The 19,152-nt window shown below is 61.4% G+C and carries 22 protein-coding genes; 1 reads left to right on the top strand and 21 read right to left on the bottom strand.

All coding sequences use genetic code 11. The annotated features are described in order from the left end of the window. Positions 1-42 precede the first annotated feature (42 nt). The 8 genes from ACYPYQ_RS07130 to ACYPYQ_RS07095 form a co-directional block, all read right to left on the bottom strand. Entirely contained in the window at positions 43-1,338 is a 1,296-nt protein-coding gene (locus ACYPYQ_RS07130; RefSeq protein ID WP_459721996.1) for a cation:proton antiporter, read from the bottom strand. 61 nt (positions 1,339-1,399) lie between these two features. Further along, positions 1,400-1,945, bottom strand: coding sequence for a methyltransferase family protein (locus ACYPYQ_RS07125; protein WP_459721993.1), 546 nt, complete (start codon positions 1,943-1,945; stop codon positions 1,400-1,402). A gap of 75 nt (positions 1,946-2,020) precedes the next feature. Further along, positions 2,021-4,360, bottom strand: coding sequence for an MMPL family transporter (locus ACYPYQ_RS07120; protein WP_459721990.1), 2,340 nt, complete (start codon positions 4,358-4,360; stop codon positions 2,021-2,023). After that, on the bottom strand, positions 4,357-4,923 hold the full coding sequence (locus tag ACYPYQ_RS07115) for a LolA family protein (RefSeq protein WP_459721987.1): 567 nt from the start codon (positions 4,921-4,923) through the stop codon (positions 4,357-4,359). Before ACYPYQ_RS07115 ends, ACYPYQ_RS07120 begins: the two co-directional genes overlap by 4 nt. 2 nt (positions 4,924-4,925) lie before the next feature. Further along, the gene (locus ACYPYQ_RS07110; RefSeq protein WP_459721983.1) at positions 4,926-5,843 is read right to left on the bottom strand and encodes an LpxL/LpxP family acyltransferase; all 918 of its coding nucleotides are present in this window, start codon (positions 5,841-5,843) and stop codon (positions 4,926-4,928) included. After that, on the bottom strand, positions 5,830-6,126 hold the full coding sequence (locus ACYPYQ_RS07105; RefSeq protein ID WP_459721980.1) for a hypothetical protein: 297 nt from the start codon (positions 6,124-6,126) through the stop codon (positions 5,830-5,832). The genes ACYPYQ_RS07110 and ACYPYQ_RS07105 overlap by 14 nt, the downstream gene beginning before the upstream one ends. Beyond that, positions 6,126-7,454: an AMP-binding protein gene (locus tag ACYPYQ_RS07100; protein ID WP_459721976.1), complete on the bottom strand. Its 1,329-nt coding sequence runs from the start codon at positions 7,452-7,454 to the stop codon at positions 6,126-6,128. The genes ACYPYQ_RS07105 and ACYPYQ_RS07100 overlap by 1 nt, the downstream gene beginning before the upstream one ends. 12 nt (positions 7,455-7,466) lie before the next feature. Then, positions 7,467-8,123: a COG4648 family protein gene (locus tag ACYPYQ_RS07095; RefSeq protein ID WP_459721973.1), complete on the bottom strand. Its 657-nt coding sequence runs from the start codon at positions 8,121-8,123 to the stop codon at positions 7,467-7,469. Between the two features lie 276 nt (positions 8,124-8,399). Between ACYPYQ_RS07095 and ACYPYQ_RS07090 the strand changes: the two genes are divergently transcribed. After that, complete coding sequence (locus tag ACYPYQ_RS07090) at positions 8,400-9,170, top strand: class I SAM-dependent methyltransferase (protein WP_459721970.1); 771 nt, start codon at positions 8,400-8,402, stop codon at positions 9,168-9,170. Positions 9,171-9,256: 86 nt separating this feature from the next. On the opposite strand, the gene ACYPYQ_RS07085 is transcribed toward ACYPYQ_RS07090, so the two are convergent. The 13 genes from ACYPYQ_RS07085 to ACYPYQ_RS07025 all read right to left on the bottom strand — a co-directional run bounded on the left by ACYPYQ_RS07085 (position 9,257) and on the right by ACYPYQ_RS07025 (position 19,151). Continuing rightward, positions 9,257-10,249, bottom strand: a complete 993-nt coding sequence (locus ACYPYQ_RS07085; protein WP_459721967.1) for a BtrH N-terminal domain-containing protein — start codon at positions 10,247-10,249, stop codon at positions 9,257-9,259. After that, positions 10,246-10,641, bottom strand: a complete 396-nt coding sequence (locus ACYPYQ_RS07080) for a hypothetical protein (RefSeq protein WP_459721965.1) — start codon at positions 10,639-10,641, stop codon at positions 10,246-10,248. The genes ACYPYQ_RS07085 and ACYPYQ_RS07080 overlap by 4 nt, the downstream gene beginning before the upstream one ends. After that, positions 10,641-11,774, bottom strand: coding sequence for a beta-ketoacyl-ACP synthase III (locus ACYPYQ_RS07075; protein ID WP_459721961.1), 1,134 nt, complete (start codon positions 11,772-11,774; stop codon positions 10,641-10,643). Before ACYPYQ_RS07075 ends, ACYPYQ_RS07080 begins: the two co-directional genes overlap by 1 nt. Further along, on the bottom strand, positions 11,764-12,738 hold the full coding sequence (locus ACYPYQ_RS07070) for a dialkylrecorsinol condensing enzyme (protein WP_459721958.1): 975 nt from the start codon (positions 12,736-12,738) through the stop codon (positions 11,764-11,766). Before ACYPYQ_RS07070 ends, ACYPYQ_RS07075 begins: the two co-directional genes overlap by 11 nt. Before the next feature lie 5 nt (positions 12,739-12,743). Further along, complete coding sequence (locus ACYPYQ_RS07065; RefSeq protein ID WP_459721955.1) at positions 12,744-13,403, bottom strand: hypothetical protein; 660 nt, start codon at positions 13,401-13,403, stop codon at positions 12,744-12,746. Further along, positions 13,400-14,461, bottom strand: coding sequence for a beta-ketoacyl synthase N-terminal-like domain-containing protein (locus ACYPYQ_RS07060; RefSeq protein WP_459721949.1), 1,062 nt, complete (start codon positions 14,459-14,461; stop codon positions 13,400-13,402). The genes ACYPYQ_RS07065 and ACYPYQ_RS07060 overlap by 4 nt, the downstream gene beginning before the upstream one ends. Beyond that, positions 14,458-14,730, bottom strand: coding sequence for a phosphopantetheine-binding protein (locus ACYPYQ_RS07055; RefSeq protein WP_459721944.1), 273 nt, complete (start codon positions 14,728-14,730; stop codon positions 14,458-14,460). Before ACYPYQ_RS07055 ends, ACYPYQ_RS07060 begins: the two co-directional genes overlap by 4 nt. Positions 14,731-14,766: 36 nt before the next feature. Next, positions 14,767-15,027, bottom strand: a complete 261-nt coding sequence (locus ACYPYQ_RS07050) for a phosphopantetheine-binding protein (RefSeq protein WP_459721941.1) — start codon at positions 15,025-15,027, stop codon at positions 14,767-14,769. Between the two features lie 71 nt (positions 15,028-15,098). Next, positions 15,099-15,818 carry a 3-oxoacyl-ACP reductase FabG gene (gene fabG, locus ACYPYQ_RS07045; protein ID WP_459721938.1) on the bottom strand — a complete coding sequence of 240 codons (720 nt, stop codon included), beginning with the start codon at positions 15,816-15,818 and terminating at the stop codon, positions 15,099-15,101. Then, positions 15,815-16,258: a hydroxymyristoyl-ACP dehydratase gene (locus tag ACYPYQ_RS07040; RefSeq protein WP_459721935.1), complete on the bottom strand. Its 444-nt coding sequence runs from the start codon at positions 16,256-16,258 to the stop codon at positions 15,815-15,817. Before ACYPYQ_RS07040 ends, fabG begins: the two co-directional genes overlap by 4 nt. Continuing rightward, complete coding sequence (locus ACYPYQ_RS07035; protein WP_459721932.1) at positions 16,252-17,049, bottom strand: beta-ketoacyl synthase chain length factor; 798 nt, start codon at positions 17,047-17,049, stop codon at positions 16,252-16,254. The genes ACYPYQ_RS07040 and ACYPYQ_RS07035 overlap by 7 nt, the downstream gene beginning before the upstream one ends. After that, a complete protein-coding gene (locus tag ACYPYQ_RS07030; RefSeq protein WP_459721929.1) occupies positions 17,046-18,239 on the bottom strand; it encodes a beta-ketoacyl-[acyl-carrier-protein] synthase family protein in 1,194 nt (397 codons plus the stop codon). Before ACYPYQ_RS07030 ends, ACYPYQ_RS07035 begins: the two co-directional genes overlap by 4 nt. A 129-nt stretch (positions 18,240-18,368) precedes the next feature. Next, a complete protein-coding gene (locus ACYPYQ_RS07025; RefSeq protein ID WP_459721925.1) occupies positions 18,369-19,151 on the bottom strand; it encodes a potassium channel family protein in 783 nt (260 codons plus the stop codon). Between the last annotated feature and the right edge of the window lies 1 nt (position 19,152).

Genomic DNA, 19,152 nt, shown 5'->3' with positions numbered 1-19,152 from the left:
TTGCATTTTCCGGGGAGATGCATCAGATAACACCAGTCGACTTCATTTCTTCGGCATAGTAACCAACACACCCGCGCCAGGCAACCAGCGGCGCAATCCGGGCACGGTGATCACCGTGCTGAACACCGCCATCAGTACCAGCATGGTGAATACGTTCTGGGATATCACGCCCAGATCGAAGCCGACGTTGATGATGATGAGCTCCATCAGCGCACGCGTATTCATCATGATGCCGATCACTTTTGATTCATGGTGATTCAGACCCGACCAGCGCGCGGCCAGATAGCATCCGCCCAGCTTGCCCGTCACGGCAAGCACGATCAGCAATCCGCACCAGCCCCATAATTCCCAGCTATCCAGCCAGCCGATATCGGTTCGCAGGCCGGTATAGGTGAAAAAGATCGGCAGAAAGAACACGGCGACAAATTCGCCTACTTTCTTGCGCCAGGCTTTTACCACGGCATGCTGGTCGTGCAGCAGCACACCCAGCATGAACCCGCCGAAGATCGCGAAGATACCGATCATGTAGGTTGTCATCGCCGACAGGAAGATGGCCGCGACCAGCACACCCATCAGATTATTGGAGAGCGGCTCCCCGCCCGCCGCCGACCGACGCACCGACCACTGCAAGGCCGGCCGCACGACCATCCAGCTGATCGCGATATACAGTGCCAGCAGGCCCAATGTCCGCACGAACCCCCACGCGGAAAAATCCGACAGCGACACGGCGGTGACCACTGCCAGCAACAGCCATCCCGCCACATCGGTGATGGCGGCGACGCTGATGCCGATCACCGCTATCTTTGTGCGCGTCATATTGAAGTCCATCATGATGCGCCCCAGGATGGGCAGTGCAGTGATGGAGAACGCGGTCGCCACGAACAGGCCGGAAGCCATGCTGTTTGCCTCGGGCGACAGGATAGGAGCCGTGTAATAGCCGAACAAAAAGCCCAGCGCAAAAGGTATCCCGATACTGGCTGTTGAGATATTCATCACCGCATTGCGGCTCTTTTTCGCCGTCAGGTGCGAAAAATCGAACTCCAGTCCGATCTGGAACATCAGCAGCACCAACCCGATCTGGCTGAGGATGAACATGGTCTGCGAGGTATTCGGCATGAATACGTAATGGAAGACATCCGGTGCCAGCAGGCCGAGCAAGGACGGGCCCAGCAGGATGCCCATGATGATCTCGCCCACCGCCCTCGATTGCGATACGCGCTCCGCGATCTCGCCGCCGATGCGTCCCATCAGGACGATCACGACAAGCTGCAGAAGGATGGAAAAGAGCAATGCCTCGCTCTGGTGAGTGGCGGACTGCGCCAGCGTTACAGTAGACACATGCAAACCCTATTATTCATTGACAATCAAAACCCCGAACCGCAACACCGCCTGCTGATACCTACAGAACGAAAGGCAGGAAGCGCCAGGTACGCTTCATGTAGCGGCGATACTCCTCGCCGAAATATCCCACATTCTCGGCCTCCTCCACCAGCGCGGCCGCCAGAAGGAACGCGCTGCACGCTACTGCAAGTACGGCTCCCGCCAGCGAAGGCGATCTGAAGAAGAAGCCCCAGCCAAGCAGCAGCAGCGATGCGTACATCGGGTGCCTGATATAGCGGTATATCCCCTGCGTCACCAGCACCGTGGTCCGTTCGAATGCCAGCATCGACTTGTCGCCGCGCGCGGCATTCTGCCTGCCGGACCACAGCAACTGCGCAAGCGCCGCGAGCACCAGCAGCAAAGAGATCATCAACAGCGTCCCTGCGATAGTCAAATAGCGCGCTTCGGTTGAAGCGGACTGCCCTCCCAGATTCAGCACAAATACTCCCAACAGGCATTCCCATGCGATGAAGCGATAGAACCCATGGGTGCCCGGCGCGAAGATCGAGTTGCGCGATATGAATGCCAGTACGCAGGTCGTTGCCGCAAACAGCATGATCTTCATCGCCCGTTTCTCCCGTCCGGCAAAGCGGCCGCAGGCAAAGCGCCTTCCCGCCTCGCGACCGCACAATAGCGTGTCTTATACACTGCCCTCTTGCGCATTTTCCCGTGTGATCAGTATCGCGGAGCACACCATACTCAATACCGCCCCCAACGCCACCGTCGAGCCCAGCGCATTGAGTACCGGCGATTGCGAGAACGACAACAGACCAAAACCGAGCATGGTGGAGGTGTTGGCGAACAGCAACGAGATCAAAGTGCGTTCACGGTCCTGCATCGCATCGCTACGACGGTCAAAGAACAAGGTGTAATTGGATCCGACCGCCACCACCAGCAACAATCCGATCAGATGGAAGATGGACAGCGCGTGTCCGCCGAGCAGCAACAGCGCTGTGACAAGGATGACCGCCGCCGCCAGCGGCAACGACACCAGCAACACGCGCCGGGCCGAGCGCAGACTGACGAACAGCAGCACGACGATACCCAGTGCGCCGAGCAAGGCATTCTTCACCGCCTCGTGACGATAGTCGCGAAACATCTGTTCGGATTCTCGCTTCATATCGAGCAGCACGAACGGCGCTTCCGTGACTTGAAGGATGCCCTGCTCGATGCCGGCCACATCTTTCACGCCGCGCAACGGCAGCATCACCGACCAGCCGCCCTCGCGCCGCACCAGATAGGTATCCAGCTTCAAACCCAAGGCAGTACCTTGCAGCATATTACGATCCAGCAGCGGCTGGCGCTTGGCCGCCGCGATTTCAGCCGCGAATGGCGCAAAAGTGGCGCTTCGAAAAGGCAGTCCTTGCAAAGCTTCACCCATGTTGCGGCGCAATTCCTGTTCGACCGGCAGAGCGGCCTGACGCGCCATCTGCATCTTTCGGCTCGGCAGCGGCGGCGCATCGTATCCGAGCAGCATGTCCCGTGCCGCCAGTTCGCTCAATACGCCAGCCAGCACCTCACCCTGCTGCAACGCGAGCTCCTCGTCGGCGGCCTCCGTCACCAGCATGTAGCGCACGTCCGGCGCGCCCATGTCGCGGCGCAACTGTTCGTCTAGCTTCATCGCCTCCTGCGGAATGGGGCTCATACTCGACAGATTGTCGTTCCACATAACATCGCGCTTGAGCACCAAAAAGGCCAGAGCAACCGCCACCATCAGAAACAGCGCAGGGCGCATGCGCGGCGCGCGCTGCACCATCGCCATCAGCGCGCCGCCCAGCCCTGCCGGGATGCGCACGAAGAAACCCTGCGGCAGCAGGTGCGGGATCACCAGCCGCGTTGTAGCCAGCGCCACGATGAGCCCGGTGATGGAAAACACACCGAGCTGCGCCAATCCGGTGAAGCCGGAGAACAGCATGGCGGAGAAGCCGCACACCGAGGTGAGCACGCCCAGCCGCATCGTCGGCCAGATACTCCGCAGCGTGCTTTGCGGGCTGCCGTTGCGTTCGATCTGGGTGAACAGATAGATGGCGTAATCCACGCCTTCGCCGATGAGCGTGATACCGAAGCCGAGCGTGATGCCGTGCACGCTGCCGAAACCCAGACTCACCGCCGCGATACCGGCCAGCGCGCCGCTTGCCACCGGAAATAGGCCCAGCGCCAGCGCGCGCGGCGAACGGTACAACAGCAACAGCATACTGGCGATTAGCAGGGTGGCGATGATGGAAAGCCGCAACGCATCGTCGCGGATGGCGGCGCGCGATTGCACAGAGAACACGCCGGGACCGGTCATGTGCAACTGTGCGCCAGCCGCTTGCGCATTGCCCTTGCGCGCCTCATCGAACGCGCCGCATATCGCCAGCATGGCGCGCTCCTGCGCGTCGATGTCGTTGCCCACACCTCGGGTATGCGCCAGCAACATGGCGCGCGCGCCGTCACCGGAGAACCACACATCATCCTGCACCAGCGGTTGCGCCTGCCCCTGCAACTGTTCGAGCATGTGGATCAATTCGCCGCTCGGGTCGGTGGGCAGCATACGCTGCACCATGCCGCTCATCGGCGTGGCGAGCAGGTCGAGATAGTTGTTCAGACTGTCGCGCAATCCGATAGCGGAGAAACGCTGCGGCGTGACCGCGTCGCTAAGCAGGTAGCGATTGCTGCGTAGCAGTTCGAAGTCCTTCTCCATGCCGACCTGCTCGCCGTTGTTCACCGCCACGAGTTCCGGCGACACGCGCAATTTCCCCGCCATCTTCTTGCTGACCTCGGCCAGCGCAGGCGCGGGCGCGCCCTCCACACCGATAAGGATCAGGCGCGACACCACACCGTCGCGCAACTGTTCGACCATGATCTTCTGCGTGGGAGTGGGATCGCGCGGCATGAACGCCGACATATCGGCGGTGAACTGCGTGCGCGAGATGACCAGCACACAGCCCGCGACGAACGCGAGCCAGAGCACCACCGCCAGATAGCCGCGTAGTTTCACTGCGCCTCCCCGCTGACGGTCATGGTCGAGCTGTTACCGCCCGCTTCCAGCATTTCGATTCCGGTCACGCGATCACCACGCCCGGAGATGACGATCTCCGTCACCATGTCGCGCGTCCGGCTATCCGTCGGCAGCAGCTTCATGCGCCACTTCGCCGCATCGCCTTTCAGCTCGACCTTGTAGAAGCGCTGCAACATGGGCAGATCGCCCGCCAGCGTGGAACGTATGCTTTCGACGAAGGCCCACACCGCCGGAAACTGCTGCACCACCAGCGTGCGCTTCACGTTGCGCGCCTTGTTCTCAATGGTGAGTACGCCCTGATCCAGCACCAGCATCTCGTCCTTTGGCTCCAGCGTGTGCTTCTCCAGATGATTCGGCGCGCGGAACGACAGCATGCCGGACGAGGTCAGCGGCACATCCAGCACGGCGAGGTGCTTGCGCTCGACGAATTTTCCCTGCGAAGTCTGCACCTGCGCCAGGCTCTGCATCAGTTGCGGCAGACCCCATTCTTCGGCACTCGCGGGAAGTGCGAACAGACCGGCCAGCAATATCAGGATGCGCATATTCACTTCCAGAAGTCGAAAAAGTTGAACCAGTTGTAGGGCGCTTCGTGGCAGTAATGCTCGATGCGCGCCACATAGCGCTGCTGCGCAAGACGGATCATCTCGTTGCGCGGAATGTCGATCTTGCCCATATCCACCAACTCTTCAAAGTACAGATCATAACGATTGCCGCCGCGATACACGCCGACCATCAGCAGCACCGGACTTTTCAGCATATAGGCCATGCGCAACGGGCCGGTGGGGAATTTCGCCGCTTCGCCGAGGAAATCGAATGTCGCGCTCGCGCCGCCGTACTCCAGACCGCGGTCGGCGAGGATGCCGATGAACTCGCCGCGCTGCAGCGCCTGTTCCACCTTGAGCATGGAATCCACTTTACCCAGACCAATCACCTGCTGCGCCAGATTCGGATTGATCGCCTTCAGCACCGAATTGAGCTTGCGCGCGTTCTCCTCATACATCACCACGCTGGCGGGCGGCCCCTGAATCTCGTCGGCATAGGCGCGCATGATCTCGAAGCTGCCCAGATGCGCGCCAAGCAGGATGCAGCCGCGCTCGTTGGAGATCATCGCCTGTGCCGCCTCATCCAAATGCACGCGCACATCGAACTTGTCAAAACGGCCGTTGAGCAGAAACACGCGATCAAGGATGGTGGAAGCAAAAGTATGGATGTGACGGAAGCCGTCGCCGATGCTCGCCTTGCGCCCCAGCACTTTGCTCAAATACTTGCGCGACGATCTGCGCGCGTCTGCAGAGAACAGAAAGAAATAAAGGCAGATTGGATACAGGAACAAACGCGCGACGCGACGCCCCAGTGTGAGCGCGACCCATACGATGAAACGGATGGCCAGCGTGTTGCTGCGCTCCGGCCTCTCCGACCATACGGTGGTGGTCTTGTCTGCGTTTTTATCAGATGTTGGCACTGATGACTCCCGACAGGACCTTGTTACCCGCGACCACGCAATCGAAGGTGAGGCTACCCTGCGCCGACTTCGCGTACTCGATCTCGACCGTGTCGCCCGGTCGCGCCGGGGCGGGGAACTTGGTGTTCTTTACGTTGCATGCAACATAGCTTGCCCCTTCTGCGCGCTCGATGCAGCGCAACACCTCGGCCAACAGCAGCGCCCCCGGGATGATGGGGTTGCCGGGAAAGTGTCCGGTGCCGGTGGGGTGGTTCGCGGGGAATTGCAGGGTCAGCTTGCTCATCATTTTTTCGCGCACTGCGCTCTCAGCCGCAACAGCGATTCGCGCGTCAGCTTGCCGGTGCTGTTGCGCGGCAGCGCTTCGACGAGATACAGCGGACGCGGCAGGAACACTGCATCCATGCTGTTGCGCAGCGCATCCAGTATCTGTTGAACAGCCAGTCCCGGCGCGACCACGAAGGCCAGCGGCCGCGTCACCGCGCCGTCGCCGTCGTCGGGCATCAGGAACACGCCGTCCTGCACCCCCGGTATGGCGTTCAGATGATGGTTGAGACTGGCCAGCGAGGTGCGCTTGCCGACTATGTTCACCATGTCGGCGGTGCGCCCGTGCAGAGTGAAGCTGCCGTCCGCATTACGCTCGATCACATCGGAGAGCGCGGCCTCGACCTCGACATGGCCGCCGTGTACGCGCGTGCCCTGCTCGTCCTGCGCCATGGTCACGCCGGACAGCAAATGCCAAGCCACACCTTGCGTGGTGCGACGGCTCGCCACCATACCCGCCTCGGTGCAGCCGTATATCTCGTACAGCGGCGCGCCGAAACGCGCTTCCGCTTCCACTGCCAGTTGCGGTGCGAGCGGCGCAGTCGCGCACAGCACGAAGTCGACCGGCGGCACTTGCGCCGCTTCCGCCAGCAGGGTGCGCAGGTGTACCGGCGTGGTGATCAGGCAGCGCGCACGCGGCAAAGCCGATAGCTGCGAACAGATGTCCGCCGGATAGAACGGTCGCTCGGCCACCAGCGCCAGGCCGTTCTGCATGGCCAGCAGCATGCTCGATTCCAGCCCGTACATGTGCTGCGCGGGCACCGTGCCCAGCACCGCCATGCCCGAGTTCTGCACGATGCCGAGGCGCTTCGCTTCGGCGACCGCGCCGCTGCACAGACTGCCCCATGATTTGGCATGCGCCACAGGATCGCCGGTGGAGCCGGAGGTGAACACCAGCGCGGCCTGCTGCTGATCATCGATCTGCGGCATAGCACCAGACGTCTCACCCGAGAACGATGCGGGAAACGCGACGACCTCGATGTCGTGCAACTCGGTCGCACCATCGGTCAGGCAATACAGATCGGGGTAACGCTGCGTCAGGCGCGCGACGAAATCGGCGGTGTAGTTGGGGGGCAGAAGACTGGTCTGTCCGCGCAGCAGCGCGGCGGCGAATCCGACCGCAAAACGATAGCGGTCGGTGCACAGATTCAGGATATGCCGCTTGGCGGGCAGACTGGCAGAGAGTTGCGCGACATCGCGCAGATACTCGGCGACCGTGACCGGCTGCCCGGCGCGCCAGGCGAACACGCCGGCGGGATCGTTGTGACGGATGAGTGGGATAGCAGCCATGGTTCTCGAATCTCAGCGTTCGCTATCGGTTTTTTTCGGTGCGGCAAAATCTTTGCTGTACACCTCGATCGCTTTCAGGATGGATGTCTTTGGATGATTGGGAAAACACATCGTGCGATAGGCCTTTTCGACAACAAACATCAGGATCAGCAGCGGCAGGTTGAGCACGTTGATGAAGAACGACCATGCGGCGAGCGGTGCGAACAGATACAACAACAGCGAGGTGATCGCCTGCAATACGAAATAGATGCACCAGGCGATGGTGACATGACGGGTGTACGCGGCCACCTCGGATTTCAGCTCACCGTTGATGCGGCGCGAGATCTGCGAGATCAACGGCTCGCGCCCGGGTAGCAGCGTGCGGCCGAAGAACCAGAGCAGGAACAGATTGAGCGTGGCATGCGACATCCCGTTGACTGCGAGCAGACCGATACGGCCGTGATCGCCGGTGACGATGTAGTAGATCGCGGCAGCGAAGCCCAATGCCAGCAACGGCCACCACACCTTGCCGACCATGCGGGACAGCACCCATGCCGCCACGGCCAGCAACGGTGCGAACACCAGCAGCAGGTGCGACATCGCCACCTCTTCCTTGAGGACGAAGATGTGCAACAAGATGGGATAGGCGATGAACGCCGCCAGCAACAATATCTTGGCCAGACGTCCCATGTCAGAATCTCCGGCGCGACGCTGCGCGCGAGGTTGTGGCGAATGTGGAAAACCGGCTAATGGAAGGCATGTCGCTGTATGGATTCCGCCGCTGGGCGGATAGTTCTTTGCTAAGGGACTGCAAGTTGATTCCCCGATCATTTTCAGGCCGGCATTCTACCCCGAATCACGCGCTCCCGACCTCCCAGCGCGGCGTTGCAAGCGCTTTTGGTGCCCGCCGAGGCAAGATTTCGGTTAGCATTCACGCATAACTATCCGACAATAAAATAGCAAACCATGACCACCCCATCCAACGACGCATCCAGCAACATCGTCCACGCCCCGCACGCCCCGCTCACCGAGTACTACCAAAGCGAAGAAGACCGCCGCGAATGGGTGGGTGAGCAGTTCGACAAGACCGCCCCCGATTACGACCGGGTGGAAAAGATCCTCGGCCTGGGCACCGGCCCGGCCTACCGCCGCAAGATGCTGCAAGTTGCCGGACTCAAGCCCGGCATGCGCATCCTCGATGTCGGCATGGGCACCGGTCTGGTAGCGAAGCAGGCCGCCGCCATCATCGGCGATGCCAGCCTGGTCACCGGCGTCGACCCGAGCGCGGGCATGATCCGCAACGCAAAACTTCCCGCCGGAGTGACCGTGGTCGAAGGCCGCGCCGAATCGATCCCGCTGGCCGACGCCGGCTATGACTTCCTCAGCATGGGCTACGCCCTGCGCCATGTGTCGGACATGTCGGTCGCCTTCTCCGAATTCCACCGCGTGCTGAAACCGGGCAGCAAAGTGTGCATCCTCGAGATCACCCCGCCCAAAGGAAGGATCGCCACGGCACTGCTAAAGGGCTACTGCAAATACGCAGTCCCCATGCTGGCCAAACTGGTTGCCAAAGACAAAGATACCGCGCAATTGTGGCGTTACTACTGGGACACTATCGAAGCCTGTGCCGCACCTGAGCAAGTGATGAAGACGCTGGAAAGCGCTGGCTTCGTCAACGTACGACGCACGGTGGATCTGGGGATGTTTTCGAGTTATCTGGCGGACAAGCCGCAGTAATATTCAGGACGGGCGCGCTTCTGCGCCCACCTGTTCTTCAAGTTCAAGGCCAGCGAACTTCGCCCACTCGTCGACAGGACTAACGATCAGGCAATCGCCCGCTTCAACGCCTGAAAGAATTCCTTTTCCTGCTCGGACTGGCCATGCAACATATCGGCCAATCGTCTCGCGTCGAATGCTTCACGACCCCGGATCATGCGCGCCGCTTTCAGCGCGAATTCGCGCCAGCCGTCGCCGATCTCGACCAGTCTTTCCGACAGTACCGCCAACGCTTCAATGCCGGTGATCTGCGCGCTTTCCTGCAAAAATGCGGCATACAGAAAACGGAACCCGCCGCCGCCGGTGCCGATCTCTTCCTGCATGCGCACGATGTGACCCACATAGTTCAGGCTGTGTTCCGAACCATCCAGCTTCGCTACTTTATTCGCCAGCATACGCATGCCGCGCACCCCGACGATGGGGATGGGGCCCAGCATGATGCGCACTGTTTTGCGGATCGCTTTTTTGATTTCTTCCGGCAGTATCTCGGTGCGCCCGATGTTTGTCGGGTAATACAACAATCCTTTGGGTGCGAGGGCGCCCTTGGCGAAGCGCGCACGCTGCAGATCGGCGCTGCCGCAGCGCTGCGGTAATTCGGTCACCGGATCGCTGATCAGATAGTCGTCGCCCTCTTTTCCGTATACCAGCAGGTTATGCGCGTTGAAATGGAAGCGCATATCTTCCGGGAAGTAAGGCAGCCAGAACACGGAGGTTTGCAAACCGACCACACGCCCCTCCGCCAGCAGCGCATCCAGCCTGTTCATTCCCCTGGCCGGATCGCGGAATGTCTCGAACTGGAAGCTGGCCTTGAACGGCCGGCTCATACCCTTGAGTATGGACTTGGGCGGCATGCGGTAGGCGATCAGCGGGAAGCCGGTCAGCTTGACGAATGGCAGATAAGCGAACGACAGCGCCGACGATAATCCGAATGCCATCGCTTCCGAAAGCGCGACGCCATGATGGATCATCAGATTGGATGCGACGCCGCTCTCGCAATGCGCCGCATGGTGATGCTGGAATTCTTTGTTGGTGATCATCATGGCAGACTCTGTATCTGTGTCGGGGATAGTCCCAGCGCCTCGGCATAGACATCCAGCACACGCGGCGACAGATTCTTGAAGTGCTGCGGACGGAAGTGGCGGCGGATACGCCATTGCCAAAATCCGGTGACTTGCGAAAGCAATGGCACGTCCATGCGCCGGGCATACATCCAGAATTCCAGCGGCGAGGTCTGCCCTGCACTGGCACGTGTCCTGGCTTCTTCCGCCATCGCATTCATGCGATCGACCGCCTGCATGGTAACGGTCTCATCCACCTCGGAACCGCGCGAGGGTACGATCACCATACGTCCGTCCCCATCCTTGGCATAGATCGCCTTGCGATGAGAACCGAGCGTGCAATTGCCTTCCTGCGGAACTTGATCGATATCCATCAGACTGCTTCCATGTAGATGAAGCCGCTGGAGAAACGGCCGCTCTCGGGGATGTACATCAGCAGGCGCTGCCCCTTCTGGATGCGGCCGGACTTGAACAGTTCGTCGAGCATGATGAAGGGCGAGGCAGAGCCGGTGTTGCCCTTTTCGACCAGATTGGTGAACCATTTCTCTTGCGGGATATCGAGTCCGGCTTCAACCACGCCTGCAGCGACCAGATTGGCGAAATACTTGGAGGAGTAGTGCGGCAGGAACCAGTCGACGCGCTGCTTATCCAGACCGTGCTTGTTCACCAGCTCGCGCAGCGGCTCGGTGAGCGTGGCGCGGATGACCTGGTCGTTGAGCAGCCGCACATCCTGCTTCACCGTGAACACCGAGCGTGTCGCCCATTCCTGGGTGGTGAATTCCTGCCAGCCGGTGAGCGAACCGTCTTCGTTCTTCTCGGCACCGGAATACATGCAGGCGGGCAACTCGTGCGCGGCGGAGGACAACTCTACCCACAACACTTTAAGGCTCTGCGGTCCGCGCGGCTGATTCTCCAGCAGCACCGCACCGGCTCCGTCGGACAACATCCAGCGCAGAAAATCTTTTTCGAAGGCGATCTCTGGACGCTCTTCCAATTCCTTCACCTTGTGTTCGGCTTCGGCGTCGAAGTTGCGCGCGTGCAGGGCCAGCGAAGCCATCTCGGAAGCCACCGCGACCGCGCGTTGCGCGTCGCCCGCCTTCACCGCCAGCCAGGCGTGCTTGAATGCTGCCGCGCCCGCCACGCAGATGCCGGACAAGGACACCACTTCCATGCGCGGCCAGCCCAGTTCGCCGTGCACCATCACACCGTGTCCGGGCATCAGCTGGTCGGGGCGCGAGGTCGCTGCCGCCAGACTGTCCACCTTGCCGACTTCGCCCAACCCCTTGATCGCCGTGGCTGCCATCTGCGCATTGCTCATCACCGGCAGTCCGGTAACGCGGTCGAGCGCGTAATGGCGATGCTGGATGCCGTTGTTGCGCAACACCAGACGGCGCGCCTTGGACGGCTTGCCGCCGATCATGCCGAGCACGGATTCCATCTCGTCATTGCCGACCGGTTCCAGCGGCAGGAAAGATGAAGTGCGCGTCAGGTAAACATCAATGCTCATACAGGTGCATCCTCTCCACTCCCGAGCCGGACGGTTGGTCGAACTGCTGCTTCAACGCCGCAAAGCGCCGCCGCATGAGCGGACGCGTCAGCGACTGGAGCAGCAGGCTGACCGGCACCACCGTCGAGATCAGGGTAATCAAAAAAATCACATACAAAACCAGAAACGGGTAGCGACGCAGCTGGCCGGGCTTGCCGACCGCGCGCAGCAGCTTGCCCCAGACGAAGAAGCTTCGTGTGGCGGCCTTCTCACTGAACAGCAGCTGCGGGTTGGAATCCACCGCCTTCAAACCGCTAAGCAGCGGTGCCGTGCCGCGCTCTTCGTTGTTGTGCAACGCATCGCGCAAGGCCAGGCCGAAGCGGCTTGTCGCAGCGATACTCGCCGCATCCACACCGGCCGGGGGCAGGAACTTGAGGAAGTCCTTCTTGCCGCTCAACAGCCAGAACGGTGTGCTCCACAGGCTGGCCATGGTCGGGCTGGGATCGACCAGCGCGACGTTGTCGAGCAGGCGCGCGCCGCAATCCTGCAACAGGCCTTTCATCTTTTCCTGCGCCATCATCCACATGTTGCGGCAGGCGATCACAGTGACCACCGGCTTACCCGCCAGCAGGCGCTTCGCAACAGGAAGTTTAAGAAAGGCGGTGACCGGCTGCGACGGCGCGAGGAACCACACCTGATAAGGCAGAATGACCAGATCGAAATCCTCGTCGCCGGTCAGCGACAACGGCTGCAGCGCGGGCGGTGCCATGTGCGCCGACTCGGGAAAAGCATCGAGAAAACTGAAGAAACTCCACGGAAACGGAAAGGGCTTGAGCGGACGCAGGGTCTCGATATGCACCGCGATACCCGCATCCTGCTGCAGCGACGCAACGATGCGCCGTGTGATTTCGGCGAGTTGTCCGGTCTGGGAATAATCCAGCACCAATACGCGCTTGCTCGGAAAGGATGTGGATACTGTATTCACTGCGGTCACGCAACTGATCGAGGAGGATTGGAGAACGGGCGGATTCTATCATCGCATACCATGCTCTCCAAGGATGCCGCCCGCGATGAACAGCTATGCAAGCCCGCGCCATCGATGCATACATGAGTAATTTCCGGGCTGAACAGTTTCTCCGCTGCGAGCGGCAGGCACGCTCCCGCCGCTTTTCCGCCGGGAAGCAGGCGCAGCCAGTTGGTGGCGCCGCCCTGCATCTCGTCGACCCAACCCAGCAACAGGCCACCCGCCCCGCATTGTGCCGCCGCCTGGCGCAGCAAGGCTTGCGGGTCGGCACCGGCGACAAAACAAGCATGTCCGTTCCATCCCAGTTGCGCCGCCAGCAACGCCAGCAACTGGCTGGGCTGGGTCTGCAGGAAGGCCAGCGGCATGGGCAGATCGTCCTGCATCTGCGCCATGACCGTTTCCGTCGCCGCGTAGGTTCCGCGTTCGCTGCCCAGCCATATCTGCGCGTCCGGCGACAATGCCTGCTCGCCCGCCTCCGCCATGCAAGTCAATGCGCCGTACAGCCCCAGTTCCGCCCAGGTGCCGATGCGGCGCGGCTTGGCACCCAGCATGCGCGCCAGTGCTTCGCGCCAGTCTTGCGCAGGCGGGGTCGCCGCGCATCGGCCTGCTATGGTGAAGTCTTTCATACGCGCTCCAGCACCACAGAGGCATGACTGCCGCCGAAGCCAAGTATGGTCGCCATGATGCGGCGCGCGTTCTCCGGCGCTGTCGCCGCCAGCGACACATTCAGTTCCGCATCGATCTCATGTTCAATTCGCGGCCACACGTCGTGTTGCAGGCAGGCGGTAAGCAGGGCGATCTCGGCCGCGCCGGATGCACCCATAGTGTGGCCCATCGCCGCCTTGAGCGAGACCAGCGGCGGCACGCTGTCGAAGGCATCATGCAGCCCCTGCGCCTCGGCCGCATCATTACCGGGACTGCCTGCGGCCTGCACCTTGATCAGATCGATTGCATCCTCAGTCAGGCCGCTCGCCGCCAAAGCGCGTTGATACATGCTCGCTACCGCGCCGACCGAAGCGCCGGTCGGCTGGCTGCCGTCCACCACGTTCGCGCCGCCCAGCATCTTCCAGTTAGAAGGTTCGCGCGCGGACAGCCGCAGTGCGGAGACCGCCTCGCCCAGCACCAGCCCGTCGCGCTGTGCACCGAACGGCCTGCTGTCGCTGCGAGTGAGCAATTGCAGCGCGGCGAATCCGCCCGTCGTCATGCGGTTATCCAGTTCCACACCCAGCACCAGCGCATCCTCCACTTCACCCGCAGCCAGCAAAGCATGAGCCGCAATCAGCGCGTTCAGACTGGAGGTGCAGGCAGTGCTGATGATATATACCGGTCCCGTCCAGTCCAGCCAGGCCGCGACCTTGTCGGCGAACGCGCGGTAATCCATCTGCGCGGCCCCCTGTTCCACGGCACCGATATCGAACGAGGAGGTGGCGATGAACAAGACACCGCTGCGCGCCTGCTGTGCGCCCGCTTCGGCGGCGACGCGTTGCACCAGTTGGCGTGCGCGTTCGTTCCAGTCGCTCTGCGAACCGGGAATAGCGCGATAGGGGAAGGAGCCGCCCAGCATGCCGGACAAGGTGATCTGCGATGGCGCAACACCGCCCTGACGCAACGTTGCCAGAGCGTGCGCCACATCCAGCCCCAGCGTACAGGCTAGTCCGCTGCCGCAGAGGTAGACCGGCTTCATGCTTTCCGATGTTGGCGCAGATACTCTGCCAACGTCAGCAACGAAACCAGCGCACGGCGGGTCTCCTTGCTGTCCGGCATACGCACGCCGTACTTCTTCTGGATCGCCATCGAGATCTGCAAGGCATCGAGGGAATCGAGGCCCAGCCTGGCATCGTCGCCGAACCAAGGTTCGTCATCACGCAGGCCGTCGGCTGGCTCGTCCTTTTCCACAGCAGTCAGGATGAGCGCCTTGAGTTCGGAGCGGAAAGCAATGTCGTTATCGTTCATGGATGAAGAACGCCCGCCGGACGGCGGGCGCTTAAATCATTGGCGATGTTGCTGGATATGTTCGTTCAGACTGCGCAACGAGCTGAATATCTTGTTGTTGTCCGCATCGTCCGATTTGAGTTGCACGCCGTAGGTCTTGGAAATCGCCAGCGACAATTCCAGAATGTCGATGGAATCCAGACCGAGTCCTTCGCCGTACAGCGGCGCTTCGGGCTCGATCTCGTCTGCGCTCACTTCAAGGTTCAACGAGGTGACGATGAGTTGTGCCAACTCTTTTTCTTGCGTGCTTGCTGCCATGATGCTCCCTTTGTTTTTTAATTATGCGGGCGCATTTTACCCCATTCACGTACGGCCTTTAATTCCTTGTATCAGATCATTGCGCCGTTGATGGAGATGATCTGGCCAGATATATAGGCCGCTTTATCGGAGGCAATGAAGGCCACCAGCTCGGCAACTTCTTCCGCCTTGCCCGCGCGGCCGACCGGCACGAGGCGCTTGATGGTGTCCTTGTCGAACACATTCTCGGTCATGGCCGATTCGATGATGCCGGGCGCGATGGCGTTGACGGTGATGCCACGACTGGCGACTTCCAGCGCCAGCGATTTGGTTGCGCCATGCAGGCCCGCCTTGGCTGCCGCATAGTTGGTCTGGCCGCGGTTGCCCGCGATGGCGGCCACCGATGAGATGTTGATGATGCGCCCCCAGCGCTTGCCGATCATCGGCAGCAGCAGCGGCTGGGTCACGTTGAAAAAACCGTTCAGCGACACATCGATGACCTTATGCCATTGCTGCACGTTCATTCCGGGCATCACGGCATCGTCATGGATGCCCGCGTTGTTGACCAGTATCTGGATGGCACCTTCCGCGAGCACAGCTTGCAACGCGGTCGCGGTCTGCTCGGCATCCGCCACATTGAAGGCGATGGCCTGCGCACTGCCGCCTTCGGCCTTGATCTCGGCGACAAGGCTTTCGGCGGTTGGCAGCGAACTGTTGGCATGCACATAGACGTGATAGCCAAGGCCTGCCAGCTTGCGGCATATCTCGGAGCCGATGCCGCCGCTGCCGCCTGTCACCAATGCACGTTTCATAATCCTGCCCTGTCTGCGTCCAGCACCACCGTGGCGCGGCCGCTCATGATCTTGCTTGCCCCGGCGTGGATGTTGAACTGGTAGATGACGCGCGCGTCGTCGCCCATGATTTTTTCGGCCTCGATGGTCAGGTCGTCGGCCAAGTCGTCCAGCCGCATCCTTGCGCACGCGACATCACGCAACGCGGCCAAGTATCCGGCGCGCGGTTTGCTGTCGTATTTGGCATCCCAAGCACCGTGCACGGCCATCGCCTGTGCCGCATATTCGATTCCGCACAGCGCAAGCAGTTCGTTGCCTGAGCGCATCGGATTATTCACGTCGCGGTGCGAGCCGCTGATACAGCGGATATGTTGCGCATCGCATTCCATCACGCCGTCCAGCAAACACATGTCGCCAGCGTGCGGAATGACTCTGGCGATGGCGGCCTTGTCCGCTAGCATGGCGTGACGCGGATATCGAGGTGGTTTTCGTCGAGGTAGGCGATGCAGACCTGTGCCGCTTCGCCGCCTGCCAAAGCTGCCAGCAATGGCAAGCCGCGCGCAGCCGGTACGCCACTGCGCAGCGCTTCCAGTCCGGCATCGCGCATCACGGTCTCCTGCCCGCTGCCGGGAACGAGTTCCACTTCGATGCTCGCGATGGAATTTTCAGTCTTGCGCGGCGTCAGGATCAACGCCATGCCGAGCGCGGCAGTGATCGGACGCACCGCATTCAGCGGCTCGGGATATGAATGGTCGTAGGCGATCAACACCACCGCCGCATCGTCCACTGTCACCTGCACGGCCGATTCGAGCAAGCCTGCGGCGAAGCTCGCGTCGAACGCGCACAGGCTGGTGGAAGGTTCGTGCGTGCCTGCCGCGATGCACCAATAACCCGCGGCGGCGTTGTGCACGGAATTATGGAAACGCGTCGGCGACACTTCGCGCGGCGCAGTCGCCAGAATGCTGTTGATGGCATGCACGTTGTCGTTGTCGCCGCCGGACGAGGTGAACACCGTCGAGGTCGTTCCGGTGTCGCGACCAGCGTGCAGGAATGCTTCTTGTCCAACGGCCAGCGCCAGCTTGATCGGCACGCCCGCGCGGCGACGTTCTGCCGCTGGCAACATATCGCTGGCGCGCAGGTTCGTCGGCGACGCCACATATGACGTTCTTCCCGCCAGCACTTCACGGCCGGCCGGCCAGCCGTCCAGCCCCGGTCCGAGCAGGCCTATCCCTTCAACGTAGAGACGCATCATGATCTCCTCCCCAGCACGAGGCTGCAGTTGCTGCCGCCGAATCCGAAGGAGTTGCTCAGTACGCGCTTGATGGTTCCTGTGCCGTTCTCGATGCGGTAATCGATCGCGATGGCCGGGTCGAGCCGGTTTGTATTCACGCTGCCGGGGATGAAGCCATGCTCGACCGCCAGCATGGCGATGATGGCTTCGGTTATCCCCGCCGCGCCCAACTGGTGGCCGGTCCAGCCTTTGGTCGAACTGCAGGCGACCTTGTCGCCGAATACCTCGGCGACGGCCTTGCCCTCGCTGGCATCGTTGGACTTGGTCGCGGTGCCATGCAGGTTGATGTAGTCGATGTCGCCCGCCTGCAGTCCGGCGGAAGCCAATGCGCGCTGCATCGCCATGATCGCCCCCAGCCCTTCCGGATGCGGGGTGGACATATGGTGGGCATCCGAGCTCTCGCCGACGCCCAGCAGCAGCATCGCATCCGGGGCGCTCGCTGCCGTGCTGCGTTCGAGCAATACGAATCCCGCGCCTTCGCCGATAGAGATAACATCGCGCTCCGCGTCGTAGGGGCGGCAGGGCGAACGCGATACCAGACCCAGCGAATTGAAACCGTACAGCGTGCTCAGACACATGCTGTCGACCCCGCCGACCACCGCCGCATCACACACACCGGCGGCCATCATGCGTGCCGCATTGGCGAACACCTTGGCGCTGGAGGAACAGGCGGACGACACCACGAAGGAAGGACCGGTCAGTCCCAGATAGTGCGAGACGAATCCCGCCAGCGAGTTGGAGTTCTGCGTTTCCGCATAATGGAAATCGGCGGGCAATGCCCCGGTCTGCGCATCGAGATGCCGGTAGGCCAACTCGGTCTGCAAAATGCCGGAGGTGCTGGTGCCCAGAAACACGCCGATGCGGGAAGCGCCGTACTTCGCCTTGGCGGCTTCGGCCGCGGCGATGAAACCATCCTGCTCCAGACACAACTGGGCAAGCCGGTTGTTGCGGCAATCGTAGGCGGAAAGATCGGCGCGCACACGCATGTCATCCAGCGCATCGACCTTGGCGATATACGTCTCCAGATCGACATCCTCGAATGCACACGGTGCCAGACCGGAGCGGCGCGTACGTAAAGCATTCAGGGTCGCGTTCAAGCCCGAGCCCAGGCTGTTCGCAAGCGTGTAGTGACTGATGGTTAGAGGTTGCAAGTTAGCCTTAAACGCCGAATCAACGGCAGCGATTCAAATTATTCATCATCAAAATATACCCGACCATGCCGCGCATTATCTCAAGGGCACCTCTAGAAATCCAAACTTCGTTGCAATTGGCAAAGCGTTCTAGTCGCGCCTGTTCTGACTCTCTTCCAGCATCTGTTCGACGCGCGCGAGGCGGGCCGAGATCTCTTTCAACAAACGTTCCGATTCTTTTTCTTCAGTTTCGATTTTCTCCACGTCGCTGCCGATGAAGAAGGCGGCCAGATTGGCGGTGAGCAGGGAGATGAGCACCACACCGAACAGCACCACCAGCGAGGCGAACAGACGCCCCGCACCGGTGTGCGGCACCACATCGCCGTAGCCTACGGTGGCCATGGTGACCCAGGCCCACCACATGCCGTCCCACACATCGCCGATCGAGGGATCGACGCGCGACATGATGATGCCGGACAACACCATCGCGACGAAAGCGACGATCAGCGTGGTGCCAAGCTTGTGCTGCGACAACAACTTGCGCGCAGAACGCGACATGCGCAGCAGCAGAGCGACCACCAACACCAGCCGCACGCTGCGCAGCAGGCCGATGAGCGGCGCGTATTGCCAGAAATACGGGAAGCCGGCGGTGATGATGAGGATGTTCAGCCAGTTGCCGAACAGGTAGCTGCGCTTGTCGCGCACCTGAGTGGTGAGGATGACGGTCTCCAGCAGGAAGGCCAGCCACACCAGCCAGTCGGCGATACGCGCCACGGCATGGGACAGGCTGCCTGTCTCTTCCAGATACCACTGCAGCACGATCCACAGCGCCACGCCGACCATCGGCCATTCCAGACGGCGTGCCCAGTGCCGCGCGGCGGCGGTCTCATGTTCCGCGACACCGGCGATACCGAGCAGATGGACGACGCCCATT

This window comes from Sideroxyarcus sp. TK5 (genome assembly GCF_054601595.1).
Note: the sequence above shows the minus strand (reverse complement) of the source record. Positions and strands in the feature narration are given on the sequence as shown.